At 61.7% G+C, this 21,844-nt stretch carries 22 protein-coding genes; 13 read left to right on the top strand and 9 right to left on the bottom strand.

Going from position 1 to position 21,844, the window contains the following annotated elements:
- Positions 1 to 52: 52 nt before the first annotated feature.
- From argE to CRX69_RS17360, 4 genes are read right to left on the bottom strand one after another with little or no spacing between them, the layout of a single operon-like run.
- The gene (gene argE / locus CRX69_RS17375; RefSeq protein ID WP_107322441.1) at positions 53 to 1,222 is read right to left on the bottom strand and encodes an acetylornithine deacetylase; all 1,170 of its coding nucleotides are present in this window, start codon (positions 1,220 to 1,222) and stop codon (positions 53 to 55) included.
- A complete protein-coding gene (locus CRX69_RS17370) occupies positions 1,215 to 1,889 on the bottom strand; it encodes a DUF1028 domain-containing protein (protein WP_107322440.1) in 675 nt (224 codons plus the stop codon). Before CRX69_RS17370 ends, argE begins: the two co-directional genes overlap by 8 nt.
- A 12-nt stretch (positions 1,890 to 1,901) precedes the next feature.
- Complete coding sequence (locus CRX69_RS17365; protein ID WP_003201555.1) at positions 1,902 to 2,312, bottom strand: RidA family protein; 411 nt, start codon at positions 2,310 to 2,312, stop codon at positions 1,902 to 1,904.
- A complete protein-coding gene (locus CRX69_RS17360; RefSeq protein WP_107322439.1) occupies positions 2,312 to 3,652 on the bottom strand; it encodes a flavin-containing monooxygenase in 1,341 nt (446 codons plus the stop codon). The genes CRX69_RS17365 and CRX69_RS17360 overlap by 1 nt, the downstream gene beginning before the upstream one ends.
- Before the next feature lie 429 nt (positions 3,653 to 4,081).
- On the opposite strand from CRX69_RS17360, the gene CRX69_RS17355 reads away from it, so the two are divergent.
- The 6 genes from CRX69_RS17355 to CRX69_RS17330 are packed head-to-tail and all read left to right on the top strand — an operon-like array spanning position 4,082 to position 9,047.
- On the top strand, positions 4,082 to 4,504 hold the full coding sequence (locus tag CRX69_RS17355) for a nuclear transport factor 2 family protein (protein ID WP_047229149.1): 423 nt from the start codon (positions 4,082 to 4,084) through the stop codon (positions 4,502 to 4,504).
- Positions 4,501 to 5,256, top strand: a complete 756-nt coding sequence (locus CRX69_RS17350; protein ID WP_047229150.1) for an SDR family NAD(P)-dependent oxidoreductase — start codon at positions 4,501 to 4,503, stop codon at positions 5,254 to 5,256. Before CRX69_RS17355 ends, CRX69_RS17350 begins: the two co-directional genes overlap by 4 nt.
- Before the next feature lie 3 nt (positions 5,257 to 5,259).
- Positions 5,260 to 6,507, top strand: a complete 1,248-nt coding sequence (locus tag CRX69_RS17345) for an NAD(P)/FAD-dependent oxidoreductase (protein ID WP_107322438.1) — start codon at positions 5,260 to 5,262, stop codon at positions 6,505 to 6,507.
- Positions 6,504 to 7,319: a DUF1365 domain-containing protein gene (locus CRX69_RS17340; RefSeq protein ID WP_047229186.1), complete on the top strand. Its 816-nt coding sequence runs from the start codon at positions 6,504 to 6,506 to the stop codon at positions 7,317 to 7,319. The genes CRX69_RS17345 and CRX69_RS17340 overlap by 4 nt, the downstream gene beginning before the upstream one ends.
- Positions 7,291 to 8,559, top strand: a complete 1,269-nt coding sequence (locus CRX69_RS17335; RefSeq protein WP_047229152.1) for an SAM-dependent methyltransferase — start codon at positions 7,291 to 7,293, stop codon at positions 8,557 to 8,559. The genes CRX69_RS17340 and CRX69_RS17335 overlap by 29 nt, the downstream gene beginning before the upstream one ends.
- Positions 8,559 to 9,047 (top strand): DUF2878 domain-containing protein, encoded by a 489-nt coding sequence (locus CRX69_RS17330; RefSeq protein WP_047229153.1) that lies wholly within the window; start codon positions 8,559 to 8,561, stop codon positions 9,045 to 9,047. The genes CRX69_RS17335 and CRX69_RS17330 overlap by 1 nt, the downstream gene beginning before the upstream one ends.
- 28 nt (positions 9,048 to 9,075) lie before the next feature.
- On the opposite strand, the gene CRX69_RS17325 is transcribed toward CRX69_RS17330, so the two are convergent.
- The 3 genes from CRX69_RS17325 to CRX69_RS17315 are packed head-to-tail and all read right to left on the bottom strand — an operon-like array spanning position 9,076 to position 10,480.
- On the bottom strand, positions 9,076 to 9,381 hold the full coding sequence (locus CRX69_RS17325; protein ID WP_047229154.1) for a DUF6482 family protein: 306 nt from the start codon (positions 9,379 to 9,381) through the stop codon (positions 9,076 to 9,078).
- A complete protein-coding gene (locus tag CRX69_RS17320) occupies positions 9,378 to 9,917 on the bottom strand; it encodes a DUF3833 domain-containing protein (protein ID WP_107322437.1) in 540 nt (179 codons plus the stop codon). Before CRX69_RS17320 ends, CRX69_RS17325 begins: the two co-directional genes overlap by 4 nt.
- Complete coding sequence (locus tag CRX69_RS17315; RefSeq protein ID WP_047229156.1) at positions 9,914 to 10,480, bottom strand: chalcone isomerase family protein; 567 nt, start codon at positions 10,478 to 10,480, stop codon at positions 9,914 to 9,916. Before CRX69_RS17315 ends, CRX69_RS17320 begins: the two co-directional genes overlap by 4 nt.
- 221 nt (positions 10,481 to 10,701) lie before the next feature.
- Here CRX69_RS17315 and CRX69_RS17310 point away from each other — a divergent pair, with 221 nt between their 5' ends.
- The 3 genes from CRX69_RS17310 (at position 10,702) to CRX69_RS17300 (ending at position 16,356) form a co-directional block, all read left to right on the top strand.
- Positions 10,702 to 12,270 (top strand): sensor domain-containing diguanylate cyclase, encoded by a 1,569-nt coding sequence (locus CRX69_RS17310; protein ID WP_107322436.1) that lies wholly within the window; start codon positions 10,702 to 10,704, stop codon positions 12,268 to 12,270.
- 117 nt (positions 12,271 to 12,387) lie between these two features.
- The gene (locus tag CRX69_RS17305) at positions 12,388 to 14,388 is read left to right on the top strand and encodes a peptidase U32 family protein (protein ID WP_076384537.1); all 2,001 of its coding nucleotides are present in this window, start codon (positions 12,388 to 12,390) and stop codon (positions 14,386 to 14,388) included.
- A 228-nt stretch (positions 14,389 to 14,616) separates the two neighbouring features.
- Positions 14,617 to 16,356, top strand: a complete 1,740-nt coding sequence (locus CRX69_RS17300; RefSeq protein ID WP_107322435.1) for a dipeptidase — start codon at positions 14,617 to 14,619, stop codon at positions 16,354 to 16,356.
- A gap of 128 nt (positions 16,357 to 16,484) precedes the next feature.
- Here the strand turns inward: CRX69_RS17300 and CRX69_RS17290 are convergent, their stop codons facing one another.
- Positions 16,485 to 16,712, bottom strand: coding sequence for a DUF3079 domain-containing protein (locus tag CRX69_RS17290; RefSeq protein WP_076384533.1), 228 nt, complete (start codon positions 16,710 to 16,712; stop codon positions 16,485 to 16,487).
- 201 nt (positions 16,713 to 16,913) lie between these two features.
- Here CRX69_RS17290 and CRX69_RS17285 point away from each other — a divergent pair, with 201 nt between their 5' ends.
- From CRX69_RS17285 to CRX69_RS17270, 4 genes are read left to right on the top strand one after another with little or no spacing between them, the layout of a single operon-like run.
- Entirely contained in the window at positions 16,914 to 17,444 is a 531-nt protein-coding gene (locus CRX69_RS17285; protein ID WP_076384531.1) for an iron transporter, read from the top strand.
- 2 nt (positions 17,445 to 17,446) lie between these two features.
- On the top strand, positions 17,447 to 17,797 hold the full coding sequence (locus CRX69_RS17280) for a cupredoxin domain-containing protein (RefSeq protein ID WP_107322434.1): 351 nt from the start codon (positions 17,447 to 17,449) through the stop codon (positions 17,795 to 17,797).
- A 22-nt stretch (positions 17,798 to 17,819) separates the two neighbouring features.
- Complete coding sequence (locus tag CRX69_RS17275; protein WP_107322433.1) at positions 17,820 to 18,674, top strand: FTR1 family iron permease; 855 nt, start codon at positions 17,820 to 17,822, stop codon at positions 18,672 to 18,674.
- Complete coding sequence (locus CRX69_RS17270) at positions 18,662 to 20,017, top strand: 4Fe-4S binding protein (protein WP_107322432.1); 1,356 nt, start codon at positions 18,662 to 18,664, stop codon at positions 20,015 to 20,017. The genes CRX69_RS17275 and CRX69_RS17270 overlap by 13 nt, the downstream gene beginning before the upstream one ends.
- Before the next feature lie 201 nt (positions 20,018 to 20,218).
- On the opposite strand, the gene CRX69_RS17265 is transcribed toward CRX69_RS17270, so the two are convergent.
- Positions 20,219 to 21,841 carry a methyl-accepting chemotaxis protein gene (locus CRX69_RS17265; protein WP_107322431.1) on the bottom strand — a complete coding sequence of 541 codons (1,623 nt, stop codon included), beginning with the start codon at positions 21,839 to 21,841 and terminating at the stop codon, positions 20,219 to 20,221.
- Positions 21,842 to 21,844 lie beyond the last annotated feature (3 nt).

Here is a 21,844-nt window from a genome sequence, read left to right as displayed (position 1 = left end):
GCGCGGCCCGGGTTTTCCAAACATTGAAATCGTTCACCGCAAATTCCTTGTCTCAGAAGTCGTTGGGTTCGCTGAGATGGCTCGCCAGGCGATCCATCAATCGGTCGCAGGCCGCCATCTGTTCAACGCTCACGTATTCATCGGCTTTGTGCCCCTGATCCATGCTGCCGGGGCCGCAGACCACCGCCGGGATTCCGGCCTGATCAAACAGGCCGCCTTCGGTGCCGAATGCCACGGTGCTGAAGGCATCACTGCCGCACAGCTCGGCCACCAGACGCGCGGCGGCGCTGTCAGGTCGGGTTGCCAGGCCCGGGTAGGCAGACAGTGGTTCAAACCGGATCGCGGTGTCGCCTTGCACGGCCCGCATCGCCGGCAGCAACGCCTGCTCGGCGTACTCGCGCAATTGCTCGACGACGACTTGTGGGGCGAAATCCGGCAAGGCGCGCACTTCGAAATCGAAGCGGCAATCGGCCGGGACGATGTTCAACGCGGTACCGCCCTGGATCACGCCCACCTGCACCGTGGAGTACGCCGGATCGAAGCGCGCATCGTGCTGTGAAGGTTCGGCCAGATTCGCGCCGATCTCCCCCAACCGACTGATCAGGCGCGCTGCCTGTTCGATGGCGTTCACCCCGTAGGGCGCATAGGCCGAATGACAGGCCGCCCCTTTGACATGGCAACGCATCGCCAACTTGCCTTTGTGGCCCAACACCGGTTGGAGTTGGGTGGGCTCGCCGATCAGGCACAACGCAGGCTGGGGAATGCGTTGCGCCAGCACTTGCAGCAGACTGCGTACGCCCAGGCAACCGACCTCTTCGTCATAGGAGAACGCCAGATGCACGGGCCGGCGAAGCGGGCTGGCGAGGAACATCGGCACCGCCGCCAGCACTGAAGCCAAATAGCCTTTCATGTCGGCGGTGCCCCGGCCGTACAGCTTGCCGCCGACCTCGCTCAGGCAAAACGGATCGACCGTCCAGTGCTGTCCGTCCACCGGCACTACATCGGTATGACCGGACAGCACGACCCCACCGGGCACCGCTGGGCCGATGCTCGCCAGCAGGTTGGCCTTGGTCCGCTCGGGGTTGTAGATCAGTTCGCAACTCACGCCCAGATCGTGGAGGTAGCCACGCACGAACTCGATCAGCGCCAGGTTCGACTCGCGACTGACCGTGGCAAAGCCCACGAGGCTGGCGAGCAGTGCGCGGCTGCGCAGCTCACTCATCACCCGGCACTCCGTAGCTGGGGGCCAGGGTCGGATCGAGGGCGCGGGTCAGGTAGTCCTGCAGTTGCGGTTGATAGGCCAGCCACAGTTTTTCCAGCTCACCAATGGGGTTTTCCTCGGCCCAGTCGACACGCAAATCGACGATCGGCCAGGTGAGTTCATCCACCACCGACAGCGCCGCAGAATGCACCGCTCCGGCTTCACCACCTGCGCTCTGCCCGGCCTGCAACGCACTCAGCAGGCGCGCGGCAAGGCAACCTTCGCTGTGTTCGAATGCGGCAACCATGGCGTCGATCACGTCCACACTGGCCAGCAGATTGCCGGCCGCCACGCATTGCTCACCGGCCAGCGCGCGATGGGTGCCCAAGGCGTGGCTGCCGCTGAAAATCGCCGTGCCCCCGTGGGCATCCACCACCGCCACCTGGCGGTACTGGCTGTAGCCATTGCGCGCCAGGGCGCGGTCGATAGCCTCTTGGGCGGCCAGGCCGCCGGCCAGTTCGTCGAGGATCTGCGGACCCAGGGCCGGCAGCGTGATGTTCTGGCTCGACACCGCGCCGACACCGGCCCGCAACCAGGGGCAACGGGCGCCGACGGCAATACTCGAGGAACTGATGGCGATGCCCAACTGGCCCGTCTCGGCGCAGCGCCCGACAATGGAAAAAGTCATGCTCCACTCTCCTTATTCGGGGATCACTGCTATCACGTCGATTTCCATCAGCCATTGCGGCTGGCCGAGGGCGCTGACCACCAGCCCGGTGGAAATCGGGAACACCCCTTTGAGCCATTTGCCCACCTCCTGGTACACCGGCTCGCGATAGCGCGGGTCGATCAGGTAAGTGGTGGTCTTGACGATGTGGCTCAGGTCGCTGCCGGCCTCTTCCAGCAATTGCTTGACGTTGCGCATGGCCTGTTCAGCCTGGGCACGCGGATCGCCCAGACCTACCAACTGGCCGTTGAAATCAGTGCCAACCTGACCGCGCACGTAGACGGTATTGCCGGCGCGCACGGCCTGGCACAAGTCGTTGTCCAGCGTCTGGTTGGGATAGGTGTCTTTGGTGTTGAACATGCGGATGCGAGTGTGGGTAGGCATCAACGGACTCCCATGAGGCTGGTTTTCGAACTGTTCGAATCGCTATCGAGCGCCGGGGCTTGAACGTCGTCGTTCTGGCGCTGCGAAGCGTCTCGATAGTTGAGATAGGTATGCTGTTTCACGATGTGGTCAGCGATATGCCGGGCGTCGTGCCACACGCCCCAGATGAACGCCGACCCGCGCCGTGACAGCCAGGGCAGACCCACGAAATACACACCCGGTTCGCTGGAAACACCCCGCTGGTGCCGTGGCTTGCCGTTTGCGTCCAGCGCGTCGACCTTCAGCCAGCTGTAATCCACCGAGTAGCCGGTGGCCCAGATCACGGTGGTCACCCCAGCGTTCACCAGATCCAGTTCCAGGATCGGATGGGTCAGGCAGTGCGGGTCAGGCAACAGCCGGCGGGCTTCTGGCTCCGGCGGCAGGTCCAGGCCATTGCGGGCAATGTAGGCATCGGCGGCATCCAGCAGCGCCAGGTAGTTTTCATCGCCACGGGCAATGTTTTCGGCAAGGTTGGGTTCAAACGTCACGACGCTACCGTTGAACGACTTCGTCAGGCCCACCAGGGTGATGCCCTCATGGGCCAGCCTGCGAAAGTCCACTGTATAGCCGCCGCGGGCACCGCTCACGGCGATGGTCACATGCTCCCTGCCCGGCTGGACGGCCTCCGCATCCCACTCGCCGAGCACACCCAGCCACCAGCAGAAATCCCGGTTGCGATAGGCCCGAGGCGGGCGATCATGGGCGCCCACCGAGAGGTAGACCTGCTTGCCAGCGCGCTGTAACTCATCGGCGATCTGTACCCCCGACGAGCCCGCCCCGACCACCAGTACAGCGCCCTCGGCCAGCTGCCGGGGATTGCGGTATTGGGCGGAGTGCATCTGGGTGACTTGCGCCATATCCGCGGCGATAGGTGGAATCACCGGCCGTTGAAAGGGCCCGGTGGCGACCACCACGTGGATGGCCTCGATCGGGCCCTCGCTGGTTTCAATGCTGAAGCCTGGGCGGCCGACATTACGCTGTACCTCCCTGACTTCCACACCGGTGCGGATCGGTGCGTTGATTGTATTGGCATAGGTTTGGAAGTAATCGGCCACTTGATCCTTGGTGGCGAAGGCATCAGGGTCGAGCCCCTGGAATTGCAGCCCCGGAAAGCGGTCATGCCAGGCCGGGCCGTTAGCCACCAGCGAATCCCAACGCGCGGTGCGCCAGGCCTCGGCAATGCGGTTGCGCTCCACCACAAGATGAGGCACTCCCTGGCGGCTCAAATGTTCACTCATGGCCACGCCGGCCTGGCCGGCGCCTATAACAAGCGTATCTATCTGTAGGGTCTCAACGGGCATGTCTGTGCACTTCCGGCAGTGGGATGGTTCAGGCCGGCATGACGCCGCCTCGGGTTTGGATTTTTTGTAGTTCTGCGTTTGCGACGATCGACAAGAGGTGTCGAAGCGATTCTGTCGGCAGGCGGGAATTTGCGAAACGAGGGTTTTTATCGTTGCAGGCAAGGAAAAAACTGCTGTATCGCCTACGCCCTGGACGATGCGTCTTTGCGCCAGGCCTGCGAAGCGATTCGTGGTTTCTGCAACGCACTTGACTGACATTCAGCCGTTGCACTGAACCAGCCGAGCCCGATCATGACCGGGCTCGTTCAGCAGCAAAGTTATACAAATTTACAAATACCTATACAAAACACTTTAAAACGTACAATTCGTGCAGTAGGCTTCGAAAACTTGTACAGGAATAACTACCTGTACAATAATTCGGAGCCTGACATGTCTGCCTACCTCCAGCGTTTTGCCCGCGCCTTCGCCGAGCTGGACGCCAGTCACCTGGCCGAGCTCGATACCCTCTACAGCGCTGACATTAAGTTCCAGGACCCATTGCATCGGATCGAAGGCCTGCCTGCCCTGCGCAACTACTTCGCGCAGATGTATGCCAACGTCGATCAGGTGCGCTACGACTTTCATGGCTTTGATGAGGTTGGCCCCGGCGAGGGCTATCTACGCTGGACGCTGCATTACAGCCACCCACGTCTGGCCGGCGGCGCACTTATCTCCCTGCAAGGCTGCAGTTATTTGCGCTGGAACGAACGGGTCTACCTGCACCAGGACTTCTTCGACGCGGGTGCCCTGCTCTACGAGCACCTTCCACTGTTTGGCTCGGTGATCGGCTGGCTGAAGCGGAGGCTGGCATGAGTCGCATCTGGTTGACCGGCGCCAGTAGCGGTATCGGTGCAGCATTGGCCTCGCAGCTTCTTGAGCAAGGACACCGTCTGGCGCTGAGTGCGCGCCAGGTCGCACCCCTTCAAGCGTTAGCGACTCGCTATGAGGATCAGGTCCTGGTGCTGCCGGGAGACCTGACCGATCCAGCGCAAGTGGCCGATATCTGCCGGACCATCGACGCTCGATGGGGGGCGCTGGACCTGGTGATTCTCAATGCCGGAACCTGCGAATACCTGGAGCCTGGGCACTTCGACACGCGACTGGTCGAACGGGTATTGACCACCAACCTGCTGGGCACCAGCCACTGCCTGGAAGCCGCCCTGCCCTTGCTGCGCAGAGGCCAACGCCCGCATTTGGTGGGGGTGTGCAGCGCAGTGACCTGGCTGGCTTTGCCGCGTGCCGGCGCGTATGGCGCGTCCAAGGCGGCGCTGCGTTATTTGTTTGAGTCGTTGCGCATCGATCTGGCCGCCGAGGGTATCGATGTCACCTTGGTAAGCCCCGGTTTCGTCGACACCCCGCTGACCCGCCGCAATGACTTTCCGATGCCCATGCGCTGGTCGGCCCAGCGCGCAGCGCGGCATATCACCCAGCGCCTGCCCGCGCGACCGCTGGACATCGCTTTTCCATGGTTTTTCACCTTCGTCCTGCGTTCGCTCGGACGCTTGCCCGCCCGTTGGCGCCTGGCCCTTGGCCGGCGTCTGGCACGCTCTTCCCAGGAGTCTTGAAACATGCGCATCGCAATCATCGGCAGCGGCATATCGGGGCTGACATGCGCGTACCTGCTGGCTCGCCAGCACCAGATCACCCTGTTCGAAGCCGACGAGCGGATCGGCGGCCACACCCACACCGTGGACGTGGAATGGCAAGGCCAGCGTTATGGGGTGGACACCGGTTTCATTGTCTACAACGACTGGACCTATCCGAACTTCATCCGCTTGCTGGACCAGTTGGGCGTGACTTCCCGTGCCACTGAAATGAGCTTTTCGGTGCATGACCCGGCCACTGGCCAAGAGTACAAGGGGCATACCCTGCGCAGCCTTTTCGCCCGACGACGCAACCTGCTGTCGCCGAGCTTCTGGGGCATGTTGCAGGACATCCTCAGATTCAACCGGCAGGCCACGGCCGACTTGAAGGCGCAGCGCATCGACAGCACCACCCGGCTGGGCGATTACCTGCATGTCCACAATTATGGACAACGGTTCATCGACCACTACATCGTGCCCATGGGCTCGGCGATCTGGTCGATGTCGCCTGCCGGAATGCTGGAGTTTCCGCTGCAGTTCTTCGTGCGCTTCTGCCATAACCACGGCCTGCTATCGGTCAACCGACGCCCACAATGGCGAGTGATCGAGGGCGGCTCGCGGGGTTATATCGACCCGTTATGCGCGCACTTTCGCCAGCATATCCGGCTCAACTGCCCGGTGCAGCGCGTGAGCCGCGACGCGACAGGCGTGAACATACTCAGCGCGGCGGGACTTGAGCGTTTCGACAAAGTGGTGTTTGCCTGCCACAGCGACCAGGCCCTGGCGCTGCTTGAAACGCCAAGCAAAGCAGAGCGTGAGGTGCTCGGTGCCCTGGCCTACGCCAGCAACGAAGTACTGCTGCATACCGACACCGGTGTCTTGCCGCAGCGCCGCCAGGCCTGGGCGAGTTGGAATTACCGACTGGGTGGTTCGGTGCGAGCGCCTGCTGCGCTGACCTACAACATGAACATCCTCCAGGGTCTGGACGCCCCGGTGACCTTCTGCGTGAGCCTCAATCAGAGTGACGTGGTGGATCCGGCCAAGGTCCTGGCTCGCTTCGAGTATGCGCATCCGCAATACAGCCTCGCCGGCGTCGCCGCCCAGGCTCGCCAGGGTGATCTGCAAGGGCGTCAGCACAGTTATTTCTGCGGCGCCTATTGGGCCAATGGTTTCCACGAAGACGGTGTGGTCAGTGGGCTGGCTGTGGCCGGGCATTTTGGAGAATACCTTTGAATAGCAGCCTGTGCCGCGGCTGGATCGACCATCGCCGCTATTCACCCCGCGCCCATGGATTCCGATACCCCATCGGCATGCTTTATCTGGACCTCGCCGAACAAAGCCAGGTGCTGGGTCTGTCCCGCCTGCTGCGGGGGTGGCCCTTGGCACCGCTGTGCTGGCGCGAGCGCGATTACCTGCCCGCTCGCACACGTCTGGGCGTCCCCTTGGTCGACGCGGTGCGCGAATTGCTTGCCCAGGCCCTGGGCACCGCGCCCCAAGGCGCAATCCAGCTGCTGACCCAACCGCGCAGTTGGGGGCTGTCCTTCAATCCGGTGAGTTTCTATTTCTGCCACGAAACCGATGGGCGTCTGGCGGCCATTCTCTGTGAGGTCCGCAACACCCCATGGCGCGAGCGCTATCACTATGTGTTGCCGGTAAGCCCCGGTGAACCCCATGCGTTCCGGGTGGCCAAGGCGTTCCATGTATCACCGTTCCTGCCTCGGGACATGGACTACCGCATGCGCTTTCTGATCGCGGACTCACATATCCGGGTGCATATGGAGAACTGGCGCGATGGCAGCAAGGTGTTCGAGGCCGACCTTGCGCTCAAGCGCCAACCTCTCGATGCCGCGGCTGTGCGTCGTCACTTCCTGGCCTTCCCGTGGATGAGCCTGCGCACCTTGAGCGCCATTTACTGGCAGGCCCTGCGCCTGCTCTTCAAACGCACGCCCCTGCACGACCATCAGGCCAGCCAAAACGGCCTGAGCGTCGGCGAAACCGCCCACAAGGACCCCGACCATGCCCGAACCCACCCTGAGCGTTACTAAGGCCGGCAGCTTTCGCCTGTTCAACGGCGGCGTCTTCAAGCAAGTCGCCCTCGGCCAATTACGACACCTGCGCCAAGGCCACTTGCGCCTGCTGCTCGATGGGGAATCGCTAAACTTCGGCGATCCGGCCAGTGCTCTGCAGGCCGAAGTCGAAATTCTTGACGACGCCGTCTGGGGCATGCTCGCCAGTAACGGTTCGATCGGCGCCGGTGAGGCCTATATCCAGGGGTACTGGCGCAGCAACGACCTGACGGCGGTGACCCGCGTGTTCGTCGCCAACCTGGACGTGCTCGATGCGATGGACAGTGGTCTGGCTCGCCTCGGCCGCCCGGTGCTGCGTTGGCTGCACTGGCTCAACCGTAACAGCCGGCGCGGCTCTCGGCGCAACATCATTGCCCATTACGACTTGGGCAATGACTTGTTCGAGCGTTTGCTCGATCCCACCATGATGTACTCGGCCGCCATGTTCGAAAGCCCCGAACAAAGCCTGGAAGAAGCCCAGCTCAACAAGCTCGAACGCATCTGTCGCAAGCTCGACCTGCGCCCCGGCGACCACCTACTGGAAATCGGCACCGGCTGGGGCAGCCTGGCGATTTATGCTGCCAGCCAATATGGCTGCAAGGTGACCACCACAACGTTGTCGCACGAGCAGTACGCCCATACCTGCCGGCGCGTCGAGGCACTGGGTCTGCAGCAGCGCATTGAGGTGCTGTGCAAGGACTATCGCGATCTGGAGGGGCGCTACGACAAGCTGGTCTCGATCGAAATGATCGAAGCTGTCGGTCATCGCTATTTACCCGAATACTTCCGACGCTGCTGCGCTCTGCTCAAGGATGACGGCCTGATGTTGCTGCAAGCCATCACCATTCGCGACCAGCGTTATGAGCAGGCACGCCGCTCGGTGGACTTCATCCAGCGGCATATTTTTCCCGGCGGCGCGCTGCCATCGTTGTCCGTTCTGCTAAACACCGCCAGCCGTCAAACACCGCTCAACCTGCTGCACCTGGAAGACTTCGGCGCGCACTACGCCCGCACGCTGAAGCACTGGCACGAGAACTTCCGGCAATCACGCCAAGCGCTGCTGGAGCTGGGTTACGACGAAACCTTCCAACGCCTGTGGGAGTTCTACCTGTGTTACTGCGAAGGCGGATTCCAGGAGCGTGCCATCGGCGTCGCGCAACTGCTCTTTGCCGCTCCCGGGGCGCGTCAGCTCTCTTTGCTGGAGCGGCGGGAGGCTTGATGAGTCGCGCGGGCCTGATCGTCAACGCACTCTGGGTCCAGTTGGGCTGGTGGGGTTGTGTACTGGGCGCACAGAATGCCTGGTGGCTCCTGGCTGTGGCGGCAGGATTGCTGGCTCACCTGAGCTTCTGTCCACAGCCCCGGGCCGAGTTGCGTGCAGTGATGCGCGTGGGGCTGTGCGGCATGGTGCTGGACTGGAGCCTGGGCGTGCTGGGTCTGTTCGGATTCGCTCAGACCGCCCTGCCCCTCTGGCTTGCGCTGCTCTGGCTGGTGTTTGCCACAAGCTTGCGGCACAGCCTGGCCTGGGCCGTACAGCCTGTTTGGCGCGGTGCGTTGGTGGGCATGGTCGGCGGTCCGCTAGCCTATTGCGCAGGCGCTCCACTGGCCGGCGTTGCGCTGCCGCTTGGCATCGTGGGAACCGCTCTGGTGCTAGCGCCCTTGTGGGCACTCTGGCTGCCGTTGGCGTTGCGCCTGGCTGATCCCCATTGAGGTCAGAACCCGCGCCAGGCGAACATTATTACCAAGGTTCATCCAGAAAAAGTGGCACACGCAAAGGCTCTATCGGCCCCTCGCGCTGGCCACACATTTCGTCGTGAACGACATGCTGTACCAACATGCAGGGTAACCGCGGCGCGTCACGCAGCAACTCACGCAAATGGGTGGTGGATCGCAAATGCAATGTTCGTCCGGAGTCGTCGAGCAACGTACGAAACCCGCGGTCCAGTCGCGCACGCAACACGTAGATACCGCCCTCCAGCGACCATAACTCCAGCTCGTGTACCCGGCCTTCGATGGCCAGCTCGATCAGGGTTTGCAGGTTCATGGCGCGCCCCCGCCCTGACGACGGAAAAACAGCGTGACCTGGCCCAACTCGACGCCAAACTTGCTCATGCTCGAGCGGTTGATCATCGTGTCTTCGTCCATCAAGTACATCCAGTCGTCAAAAGTCACTTCGTAAGTCGATCCGTCTACTGGCAGGTTCAATCGATAGCACCAGCGCAGCGCGTTGCCGGCCACCTCTCCCCGCGCCTCGCCGATCACATCGTCGGCGCGACCGCGCCAGAGCCCCGGGCCATCGGGGGTCAGCGTCCATACGCGCCGTTGTCGGCTGCCATCACTGTAGAGAAAGCGCTCATCGAGAATCAGCTGTTCACCTTCACGGTGACTCAATATCTCAACCTCGAAACGCTTGATGACCTCGCCGGAACGTTTTTGATAGATGCCCCAGGCCTTGATTGGCTGACTGAAGAAGCGCACCAGATCCAGCTGCGGTTGCTGGTCGGCATAACGATCGACATTCACGTTCCCGCAACTGGTCAAACTCATCATTAAAAGCAGTCCAACCATTAGCCGAGTCATGGTGTTTGCCCCCCTACGCGCGCGTTATTGAGCCCCAGCAGCTGTTGCCGCAACTCCGGATGCCGGGTGCGGGGATCGAGCCAGATGGCGAAGAAACTTCGAGCGAACGATGAGTCGGCGACTTCATGGGTCAAGCGCCCGTCGACATAAAAGCGGCAACCCTTGCCGGGCAGGTAAAGCCCGGTGATTTGACTGCCTGGCCTGACGTCGACGAAGGACCGCCGCATGTCATCGCTCCAGCTGTCGAGCTGTACTGGGTCCAGGGATTTACCCGCGATTCGGCGCATCTCCTCGATGCTCGCTTGCACCAAGGTTTGCTTGCTGATCGTGCGGCGGTAATTCAGCTCAAGTGCCAGCGGCGTTTCCAGGCTGGGTTGCAAGGTCGCACTCCATAACCTGGCCTGGTAGAGATCGAACCCGTACCAGGAATAATCGGCTTGCCCCACCAGACGGGCGTCAGGCAGTACCGTGCGCCAGTCGCACAGAGCTTGGCTGGCGTAAAGCACCAAAACGCAGGCCATGAACCGGCTCAGGCTTTTCTTGAACGCAAACGACCTTGCCATTGAAAAAACATCACTGGATTGCCGAAGGTCGCTCAATAGTTGTACATGAAGTATGATTTGTACAGCTTTTTTGAGTGGATTCGCGAGTTATGGCCTTTTATATCCACCCGTGCTTTGGCGATCTGTGCCTGCCTCGAATCCTTCAGCTAACGTGCTGTTATCGGATAAGGTAGCCTGCGCCCTAATAATGCGCAGTCGCGCTGCTGTAGAAGGAAATGTTAATGCTCGGACGTGAACGGCCGCAGCTAAAGAAAGAAAGTGCTGACGAATCCTTTCCCCCTCAGGTAGCGCGGGCCGGAGCTGCCCTGCGGCTCACCATCACTTTCATGCTGGTGGTGGTGATGGTGTTCCTGGCCGTTGAAGGCTGGAGAACATGGCGTGACTATCGCTCTGCCTTTGCCTCGGCCCGCGATTCGGTGACAAACCTGGCGCGAGCGACGGCCCAGCACGCCGAAGACACCATCCGGCAAGTGGACGTGGTGACCGCAGCACTCAGCGAGCGAGTGGAAGGCGATGGCCTGCAGAACATCGACATCCCGCGCATCCATAAGCTGCTGGTGCAACAGTCGGCCATCATGCCGCAGTTGCACGGTTTGTTTATCTACGGCCCCGACGGGCAGTGGATAGTGACAGACAAGCAAACAACGCCTGACTCGGCAAACAATGCCGACCGCGACTACTTCCAGTATCACCGCACCCACGAGGACCGAAGCGTGCGGATCGGCGAAGTGATCAGGAGCCGATCCACCAATGACCTGATCATCCCCATCTCCCGCCGCTTGAACAATCCTGACGGCTCGTTCGCCGGTGTGTTGCTGGGAACGGTCAAGGTCAGCTATTTCGTGGACTACTACGGCGACTTCAAGATCGACGACAAGGGAGCCCTGGTCCTGGCCCTTCGAGATGGCACGATTCTGGTCCGGCGGCCCTTCGTCGCCTCGGTGGTCGGCAAGAGCCTGGTCAATAGCGTGATCTTCCGTGACCACTTGCCCAACTCCAATCAGGGCGTCGCCGAGGCCAGGGCCGTCGTCGACGGCACTGAACGCATTTATGGCTACCGAGCCTTGACCACTTATCCGCTGGTGGTCGAGGCCGGATTGTCTCGCGAATCGATCATCACCCCCTGGCGTCACGATCTGCTCAAGACCGGCTTCGTACTGATATTCCTGATCGTGATACTCGTCGGCTTTGGGCTGATCGTGTTGAGCCAGTTGCGCTACAGAATGACCATGGAGAAACAGATTCGCAGCGCCCACCAAACCATGCGGGACATGGCACTGACCGACAGCCTGACCGGTTTGGGCAACCGCAGACGGCTGGACATTGCATTGGCCGATGAGATTCGCCGGGCCAGGCGTCAGCACGCCTCCTTGGCCTTGATCATGCTTGATGTCGATTACTTCAAACGCTACAACGACAAATACGGCCATGCTGCCGGGGACGACTGTCTGCGCGCGATCGCGGGGGCGATCCAGCAAGCGATCAAACGGCCCGGCGACCTGGCGGTGCGCTACGGGGGTGAAGAATTCACCATTTTGCTGCCCGACACCCACAGCGCGGGGGCCGCCACGATCGCACAAGAGATTCTGGAGTCCATCAGGGCGCTGAACATCGAACACGGCGACCATCCCTTGGGCCTGGTCACCGCCAGCGCGGGCATCACCACCTGCCGGCCAAGCATCGAGGACGTGACCCCGGCCATGCTGATCAAGGCCGCTGATGCGTTCTTGTATCTGGCAAAAAACACCGGGAGAAACCGCTGGTGCAGCCCTGATGCTTCGCCGGGATGACCCACGGGGCGAAGCCGCATATCGGTCATATCGCGCAAATCCAAGTCCACAGGTGCCGGCCGGGCGCCTGGCGGCTACAATGCGCGCTTCGACCGTGATCAGCCTGACTAAAAACAAATGTCCTTGCCCAAACATCATCTGGAATTGCTCAGCCCCGCCCGCGACGTGACCATCGCCCGCGAGGCCATCCTGCATGGCGCTGACGCCGTGTACATCGGTGGCCCGAGTTTCGGCGCGCGTCACAACGCCTGTAACGAGGTGAGTGATATCGCCCGGTTGGTGGAGTTCGCCCATCGCTACCACGCCCGGGTGTTCACCACGATCAACACCATCCTGCATGACAACGAACTGGAGCCGGCCCGCCAGTTGATCCACCAGTTGTACGATGCGGGTGTCGATGCGTTGATCGTCCAGGATCTAGGGGTGATGGAACTGGACATCCCGCCGATCGAACTGCACGCCAGCACCCAGACCGACATCCGTACCCTGGCACGGGCAAAGTTCCTTGATCAGGCCGGTTTCTCCCAACTGGTACTGGCGCGGGAGTTGAACCTGCAGGAAATCCGCGCCATCGCCGACGAAACCGACGCGGCCATCGAGTTCTTTATCCACGGCGCGCTGTGCGTGGCGTTTTCCGGCCAATGCAATATCTCCCACGCCCAGAACGGCCGCAGCGCCAACCGTGGTGATTGCTCCCAGGCCTGTCGCCTGCCCTACACCCTCAAGGATGATCAGGGCCGGGTGGTTGCCTATGAGAAGCACCTGCTGTCGATGAAGGACAACAACCAGAGCGCCAACATCCGCGCCCTGGTGGAAGCCGGTGTGCGTTCGTTCAAGATCGAAGGACGCTACAAGGACATGGGCTATGTGAAGAACATCACCGCCTACTACCGCCAGCGCCTGGACGATGTCCTCGAAGACCGTCCGGACCTGGCCCGCGCCTCCAGCGGTCGCACCGCGCACTTCTTCCTGCCCGACCCGGAGAAGACGTTCCACCGCGGCAGCACCGACTACTTCGTCAGCGAGCGCAAGATCGACATCGGCGCCTTCGATTCCCCGACCTTTACCGGCGTGCCGGTGGGCGTGGTGGAGAAAGTCGGCAAGCGCGACCTGCAAGTCGTGACCTTTGATCCGCTGTCCAACGGCGATGGCCTCAACGTGCTGGTCAAGCGTGAAGTGGTGGGTTTTCGCGCCAACATCGCCGAGCCCAAGGGCGAATTCGAGGAAGACGGCCAGAAGCGTTACCGCTACCGCGTCGAGCCCAATGAAATGCCGGCAGGGTTGCACACATTACGCCCCAACCACCCGCTGAGTCGTAACCTGGACCACAACTGGCAGCAAGCGCTGCTCAAGACCTCCGCCGAGCGCCGGGTGGGCGTTGCCTGGGTCGCACGCCTGCGTGAAGAGCGCCTGGAGCTGACTGCTACCAGCGAGGAAGGCGTCAGCGCCAGCGTCAGCCTGGACGGGCCATTCGGCCTGGCGAACAAGCCGGAGCAGGCGCTGGAGCAACTGCACGACCTGCTCGGCCAACTGGGCACCACCGAGTACCACGCCACCGCCATCGAGCTGGATGCGCCCCAGGCGTATTTCATTCCCAACTCGCAGCTCAAGGCGGTGCGCCGCGAAGTCATCGAAGCCCTGACCACCGCCCGTGTCGAGGCCCATCCCCGAGGGGGGCGCAAGGCCGAGACCAATCCACCGCCGGTGTACCCGGAGTCGCACCTGTCGTTCCTGGCCAACGTCTACAACCAGAAGGCCCGGGATTTTTATCATCGCCACGGTGTGAAACTGATCGATGCGGCGTTCGAAGCCCACGAAGAAACCGGTGAAGTACCGGTGATGATCACCAAGCACTGTCTGCGTTTCTCGTTCAACCTCTGTCCCAAGCAGGCCAAGGGCGTCACCGGCGTGCGCACCAAGGTTGCGCCGATGCAGTTGATCCATGGTGACGAGGTGCTGACGCTGAAGTTCGACTGCAAACCCTGCGAGATGCATGTGGTCGGCAAGATCAAGGGGCACATCCTCGACCTGCCGCTGCCGGGCAGCAGCGCGGAGCCCATCGTCGGTCACATCAGCCCGGAAGACCTGCTCAAGACGATCCCTCGCGCGCCGCATTAAGCTATCGCGAGCAGGCTCGCTCCCACAGGGATTGCAAAGTGGACACAAGATCGTGTGACCACCCCTAATCCCTTGTGGGAGCGAGCCTGCTCGCGATAGCAATGGATCGGCATGCATTAATGTTGATTACAAAACTCCCGGCAGGTCCTTCTCGGTGCTAGGTTGTAAGTGAGTGTTCCATCAATCAGTCACTTCTTTCCCACCGTCTGCAAAGGAATGCCTCTACCAATGAACTTATCCCTCAAGCACCTGGCCGTGAGCACCCTGCTGCTGTCCAGCCTGGCGTCGATCACCCCACCCGCCTTGGCCAACATCACTGCGCAACAGAGTTCGTCCCTCGTCAAAACCCTCGCTGACACCTCCGTCACCGACTTCAGGCAGTTCCTGGGAAATGTGGCCAGGAGTGAGTTGGCCGAAACCGCCAAGCTCGGCCCGGCCATCAGCACGTTCCTCGACAACAAACCCCTTACGGCTGAGCAGCAGAACGAAATTCATCGTCTGCTCGGCCTCTATGCACGGGTGAAATACGGCAACGCCGCTACCGAAACCCTGCGCGAACTGGTGGCGATCCCGACCTTTCGCAAGGACGGTGTTGCCCAGCACGAGAACCCCGAGTTCCTCAAGATCGCGGACAAGATCAAGCGCCTTGCCCTAGCCTTCAACCTGGACTTTCGCAACATCGACAACCGCGTCTACGAGATTTCACTGCATGGCAGTGGCGACGAAGTCGTGGGCATTCACGCCCATGCCGACGTCGTGCCGGTGACCCCGGAAAACTGGGTATTGAAAGACGGCACTCGTCTGGATCCGTTCAAGGTCACCCTGGTGGGCGACCGCATGTACGGGCGGGGCACCGAAGATGATAAGAACGGCATTGTCGTGGCGCTGTACGCCATGAAGATCATCAAGGAAGAAAACCTGCCGCTGGCGAGGAATTTCAAACTGCTGGTAGACACCACCGAGGAAACCACCGGCGACGCCATCCCCTATTACTTCGAGCGCAACCCAACCCCCAACTACAACCTGGCGCTGGATGGCGGCTACCCGGTGGTGATTGCCGAAAAAGGCTATGGCACCGTCATGGCCAACTTCGCCCGGCGTGCGGCCCAGGGCAAAGGCGCTGAGATCACGGCGATGACCGGTGGCCTGGCCACCAATCAGATTCCGTCCACATCGGTCGCTACCTTCGTGGGCGATCAGCCTGCTGAACTGGCCGCGACGCTGCAAAAAGCCGCTTCCGAATATGCCAAGGGCAATGGCGGCGACTTCCAGGTGACCACCGCGGTCGTCGGTAAGGACGTCAAACTGACCTTCACCGGCGTCTCCGCCCATTCCTCAGAACCAGAGTCCGGGGTCAACCCGGTGGCGAGGATGCTGGACTTCATCAACAGCCTCGAGGGCAAGGTTGCGCTCAAGCACAACCACATCACCGATGCCGCCCGCTATGCCGCCGACAACTGGGGCCTGGACTACCTGGGAAGCAAACTGGGGATTGGCTTTTCCGACGCCTTCATGGGGCCGCTGACCGCTTCCCTGACGTATGTCGGCATGGATGACAAAGTCTTCAAGCTGGCCGTCAATCTGCGCGTGCCGGTGGGCAAGCCGACGGAAGCGATCAAGGCTGAAATCACCGACAAACTGGCCGCCTGGAGCAAGAAGACGGAGGTCGCCGTGGCGTTCGATTATTCAATCGATGAGCCGATGTATCGCAACCCGGACGGTGAATGGGTCAAGGCACTGTTGGCCGTGGCCAGCGAAAACCTCGGCATGGAGCACAAGTACGGCACCTCCGCTGGCGCCACTTCGGTTCATGACTTGCCCAACGGCGTGCAGTTCGGCCTGGCCATGCCCGACGTCAAGTACACCGGGCATAACGACAACGAGTTCAAGACGGTCGAGCAGTTTCTTCTGGACCTGCAGATCGTGACCGAGATGATGGGGCGGATCGGACAGTTGCCGAAGTTGTGATCCCCTGTCCGGGAAAATGGGCGTTAATGTGGCGAGGGGATTTATCCCCGCTCGGTTGCGCAGCGACCGCAAATCTTGGGGCCGCTACGCAGCCCAGCGGGGATAAATCCCCTCGCCACAGGTTCACTTCATTCCTTCGGGTGAGTGGCGCTTGGATCGATGACCTTGGCGCTAATGTCCACCAACTCCACCCCCCAATCACCATGCAGGTACCAATCCTCCCCGATCATTTCGGCCGGGTGCATGGTTCGATCCGCGCCGTTGCCACACGCCAGGGCACTGGCCGGGCAATAGCGGTCGCAGCCCCAGCAAATGCGCTCGGGATGTTTCGGACTGATTGGAAAAGGCTTTGCCATGACGCCCCCGTATAGCCGATGGGTGTGCCTGTACCCTAGCGTGTCAGGGCCGAAGTGCCCTTGATATCGATCAAGAACCACCGGCATGACGGTATCGGCGTTCCTGGCGGGTTAAATGCCCCGAAAATTGACAAGAATCATTATTATTCGCAGCAAAGCTTCCTAGACTCGGCCATCCCTTAGTCCTCAGGAAGTCTTCCCATGCGTACCCTCGCTCCGCTGCCTCTCGCCCTGCTGTTTCTCGCCCCTCTGTCCCAGGCCAAGGAATACCCCATTGGCGAACCGCAAATGTGCCCGGGCCTGGAGGTCGGCGCAGTGTACCTGCAACCGATCGAAATGGCCCCGGCCGGCATGATGCGCCCAACCGCCGAGTCTGACGTTCACCTGGAGGCCGATATCAGGGCCACGGCCGACAACCAGCAAGGTTTCCAGGAGGGCAGCTTCGTGCCCTACCTCAACGTGTCGTTCCAACTGAAAAAACAAGGCAACGACACCCCGCTCAAGGGCGACTTCCACGCCATGGTGGCCAATGACGGGCCGCACTATGGCGACAACGTCAAGCTGCTGGGCCCCGGCAAATACCAATTGACCTTCACCGTCCTGCCGCCCGGCGGCCATGGCTCCCTCGGCCGTCATACCGACAAGGAAACCGGCGTGGCACCGTGGTTCGAGCGCTGTGAACTGCATTACGAATTCGTCTACGCCGGGATTGGCAAAAAAGGCGGGTATTGAAGATGCGTCGTTCAACGAGCCGAACAGCGCGACAGCTGGCCGGGTGGGTGCTGGCCGGCTTGCTGTTGCCTTCAATCGCCCATGCCCAACTGCTTACTTACGAGTTGAGCATGCGCGACGGCCATTTCACCCCGCCGCTGCTGGAAGTACCGGCCGGGCAGCGCTTCAAGATCGTGCTGAAAAACGTCGGCCAGGGTCCGGCGGAATTCGAGAGCACGCCCCTGCGGGTGGAAAAGGTCCTGTCGCCCGGCGTTACCACGTTTGTCGTCATTCACCCGCTGCGCCCCGGGCACTATCCGTTTTTCGATGAATTCAACCCGCAACTGCCCGAGGGCGGCATCCTCGCCCAGTAGTCGGCGAACAGGAGGTGTTTGCATGACTCAATCCATGTTTATTGTCTGGCGCGAAAGCGTCGAGGCGCTGTTGGTAATCGGCATACTCCAGGCCTGGGTCAGCCGGCAGCAACAGGCCGGTCGCTTGTTGCAGTTCGTGTGGGCTGGCGTGGCGCTGGGTTTGCTGTTGTCGGGCATCTTGGCCGGTCTGATTCTGTTGGCCGGCGAAGCCATGAGCGGCGCGGCCAATGAATGGTTCCAGGCGGCGTTGGCGCTGGTCGCCAGTCTGCTGATCGTGCAAATGGTCGGTTGGATGCACCGAAACGCCGGGACGTTGAAACAGGATCTGGTGCGTCACGCCGACCATCGTTTCAGCCGCCAAGGTGGATGGGGGCTGATGGTGTTGGCGCTGCTGGCCGTCAGCCGCGAAGGCAGTGAAACCGTGGTCTTCCTGTATGGCGCCGGGGCGCGTCTGCAAGGGGCGCCACTGGGCTTGTTCGCCGTGGGCGCGGTGGCCGGCCTGCTGCTGGCGCTGCTGACCATCGTCTTGCTGCACGGCAGTCGACGGTTCATCTCATGGCCGCGTTTCTTTGCCATCAGCGAAACCATTCTGTTGTTATTGGGGGCAGCGCTGCTGGTCAGCGGCATTGAGCGGATCAGCGGTCAGTTGCTGGCGATGGACTGGCCCGAAGTGGTCTACCAAGGCATCGGCGACGCGCTCTGGGACAGCAGCGCGGTATTGAATGACGGTCACGGCCTGGGTGGTTTCCTGGCGGATTTCACCGGCTATCGAGCCAGTCCCAGTGCCATGACCTTGCTGGTGTGGCTCGGCTATTGGCTGGGGGTTGCCGGCTGGCTGCGGCCACGCAAAGCGCAAACGCTGCCATGTCCGACTTGAACCTCTGGCTGCAACGCCTGGGCGACGGCATGCGGCGCCACGGCGCAACCATTCGCGCCGTGCAGTGGGCGGTGGTGCTGTTCTATGCGGTGCTGCTGGTGGTGCCGGCGCTGTTGCCATTGCCCAGCAGTCAGGCTCGGCTGTTGGACAACCTCACGCTGCTGGCGCAGTTTCTGTTCTGGGGCATCTGGTGGCCTTTCGTGTTGCTGTCGATTGTGCTGTTCGGTCGACTCTGGTGTGGCGTGCTGTGTCCTGAAGGTGCCTTGAGTGAATGGGCCAGCCAGTATGGCAAAGGCCTGGGCGTGCCACGCGGGGTGCGCTGGGCCGGCTGGCCGACCCTGGCGTTCTGCCTGACCACGATCTATGGGCAGTTGATCAGCGTCTATGACTATGCCCAGGCGGCGCTGTTGATCCTGGGGGGCTCGACGGTCGCAGCGGTGATCGTTGGCCTGCTGTTCGCCCGAGGCAAGCGAGTGTGGTGCCGCTACCTGTGTCCAGTCAGTGGCGTCTTCGCCCTGCTTGCTCGCCTGGCACCGGTGCACTTCCAGGTGGACGAGCAACGCTGGCTGGAAAACCCCGCGCCGCGCCGACCGCCTCCCAACTGCGCGCCATTGCTGGACATTCGCCGGATGCGCGGTGCCGCCGATTGCCACGCCTGTGGTCGCTGCAGCGGCCAGCGCGATGCGGTACGCCTGATAGCCCGTTCCAGTAACGAGGAAATCCTTCACTCGAGCGCAACCACCCTTTCGCCTTGGGACGCGCGCTTGTTGTTGTTCGGCGTCATTGGCCTGGCCATGGGGGCTTTTCAGTGGACCGTCAGCCCCTGGTTCATTGCCATGAAGCAGAGCCTGGCCCAATGGCTGGTCGCCCATGAGCTGTTCTGGCCGTTGCAAGACAACGCCCCTTGGTGGTTGCTGACCCACTATCCGCAGCTTAATGACAGCTTCAGTTGGCTAGATGGCTTTTGCATCGTCGCTTATCTGGGCATGAGTGCCTTGCTGTTGGGCACGTCGCTGCTGCTGTTGATGCGCCTGGCGGCAAGACTCTCGGGCGATCCTGCACAGTATTGGCCCTTGGCCATCACCCTGACGCCCCTCGGCGGTGCAGGGTTGTTCCTCGGCTTGTCGGCCACCACCGTCAAACTGCTGCGCTATGAAGGGTTGTTGCTCGACTGGGTACAACCGGCTCGGGCCGCGCTGCTGGTCGCGGCAATCGCCTGGAGTCTGTGGCTGGGCTACAAGCGCCTGGAACATGCAACCCGCCGGCCCCTCGCAATGGCCTGCCTGGTATTGGCCAATGGCCTGGTGGGTTATGGCTGGTGGTTGCAGTTCTGGGGATGGTGAACACGCAGTGCAAGCGTTGCTCCCACAGCGGATCGCTAACGTTCACGATACCTTGGAACGACGCAAAACCCTGTGGGAGCAAAGCTTGCTCGCGATCGCGGTGGGTCAGTTTGAGCGGTGTTGGCTGTGCAGACGCCTCGCGAGCAAGCTTTGCTCCCACGGTGGATTTGTGTGGTTCACAACAGCTGACGCGGGGCTGGCCTAGACCTTGAACCGCGCAACGGTCTCATGCAGTGAGCCGGCCATCTGCGCCAGGTCCTGACCGGCGGTATCAGTATGCCGGGCCCCGAGCAATACCTGTTCGGACAGGTTGCGAATACCCACCAGGTTACGGTCCACTTCTCGGGCTACCAGCGCCTGTTCTTCGGTGGCGCTGGCGATCATCAGATTGCGCTCGTTGATCTGCGAGATCGAACGGGCGATTTCATCCAGGGCATCGCCGGAGCGGCGGGCCACTTGCAAAGTGGTCTGCACCAGTTCGCTGTTGCTTTGCATGGCGGTCACGGCGTGCTCGCTGTCCTGGCGGATGTTGCCGATCATCTCCTCGATTTCCCGAGTCGAATCCTGGGTGCGATGGGCCAGTGCCCGGACTTCGTCGGCCACCACGGCAAAACCACGCCCGGCATCGCCAGCGCGGGCTGCTTCAATGGCGGCGTTCAAGGCCAGCAGATTGGTTTGATCGGCAATGCCGCGGATCACGTCCAACACCGAACTGATGTGCTCGACCCTGCCTGCCAACTGCTGGATGCGTCCCGAAGAGTCCGTCACCCCAAGCGCCAATGCGCTGATCGAAGCAACGGTCTCCTGAACCTGCTCACGACCGCGCTGGGCGGTTTGCTCGGAAATCCGCGAGGCTTCGCTGGTACTCACCGCATTGCGCGCCACTTCGTCCACCGCCGCCGTCATCTGGTTCACGGCCGCCGCGGCCTGTTCGATTTCCTGGCCTTGCAGTTCCAGGGTGCTGTTGGTCTGACTGCTCACCGCACTCAGCTCTTCGGAGGAACTGGCCACCCGATCCACCGAAGCCGCAATGTGCCGGACCATGCTGTTGAGGCTCTGCTGCATGTCATGCATGTTGCTCATTACGCTGTCGTTTGCACTCCCGGCGTCCAGCGGCACGCGGATCGTCAAGTCGCCTTGGGCAATCTGGCTCAGCACCCGCGCCGCATCATCGGGCTCGCCACCCAGCGGACGGGTCACGCTGCGGGTCACCAGGACCGCAACGGTACTGACCAGGGCCAGGCAGGCCAGCACCAGTGTCAGCATGTTGCGCCGCGCGTCGCTGTAGCGCGCCTGGGCCAGCTGTTCACGCTCGACAAACAACCGGCCCTGCATCGCCATCAGCCCTTCCAGGCTTTTGTAGACCTCAAGCTCGGCCGGCATCACGCCCTGCTTGAGTTGCGTCATCGCGTCGTCCGTGGCTCCCTGGCGAATCAACGCCTGCACCTGAACGAACGCGGCCACGTACGCCTCACGGTGCTTCTTCAGTGCCGCATACGCCGCTTTGCCTTCCGGCTGGTCGAACAGCGGCTCCAGCGTGGTAAAGGCCTGGGTAATACGTTGCCGGGTCATGTCGATCGATTGCTGGACCTGCGCGTTGTTCTTGTCGATCAACAGGTCCCGGGTGTTCCTGGCGTTATCGCGCACACCCGTGGCGATCACCATGATCGGGTCGATCTTCGGCCAATCCTGTCTGACGATTTGCACCGTCTGGTCGCGCAGCGTGGCCAGGTCGTTCAAGGCGTATAACGCCAGGGCGATCAACGCCAGTGGCGCGATGGCAAAACCGATCACGATACGGTGGGCAGTGGTGAGTCTGGTCATATC

The organism is Pseudomonas rhizophila (genome assembly GCF_003033885.1).
Taxonomy (GTDB): Bacteria; Pseudomonadota; Gammaproteobacteria; order Pseudomonadales; family Pseudomonadaceae; genus Aquipseudomonas; species Aquipseudomonas rhizophila.
Note: the sequence above shows the minus strand (reverse complement) of the source record. Positions and strands in the feature narration are given on the sequence as shown.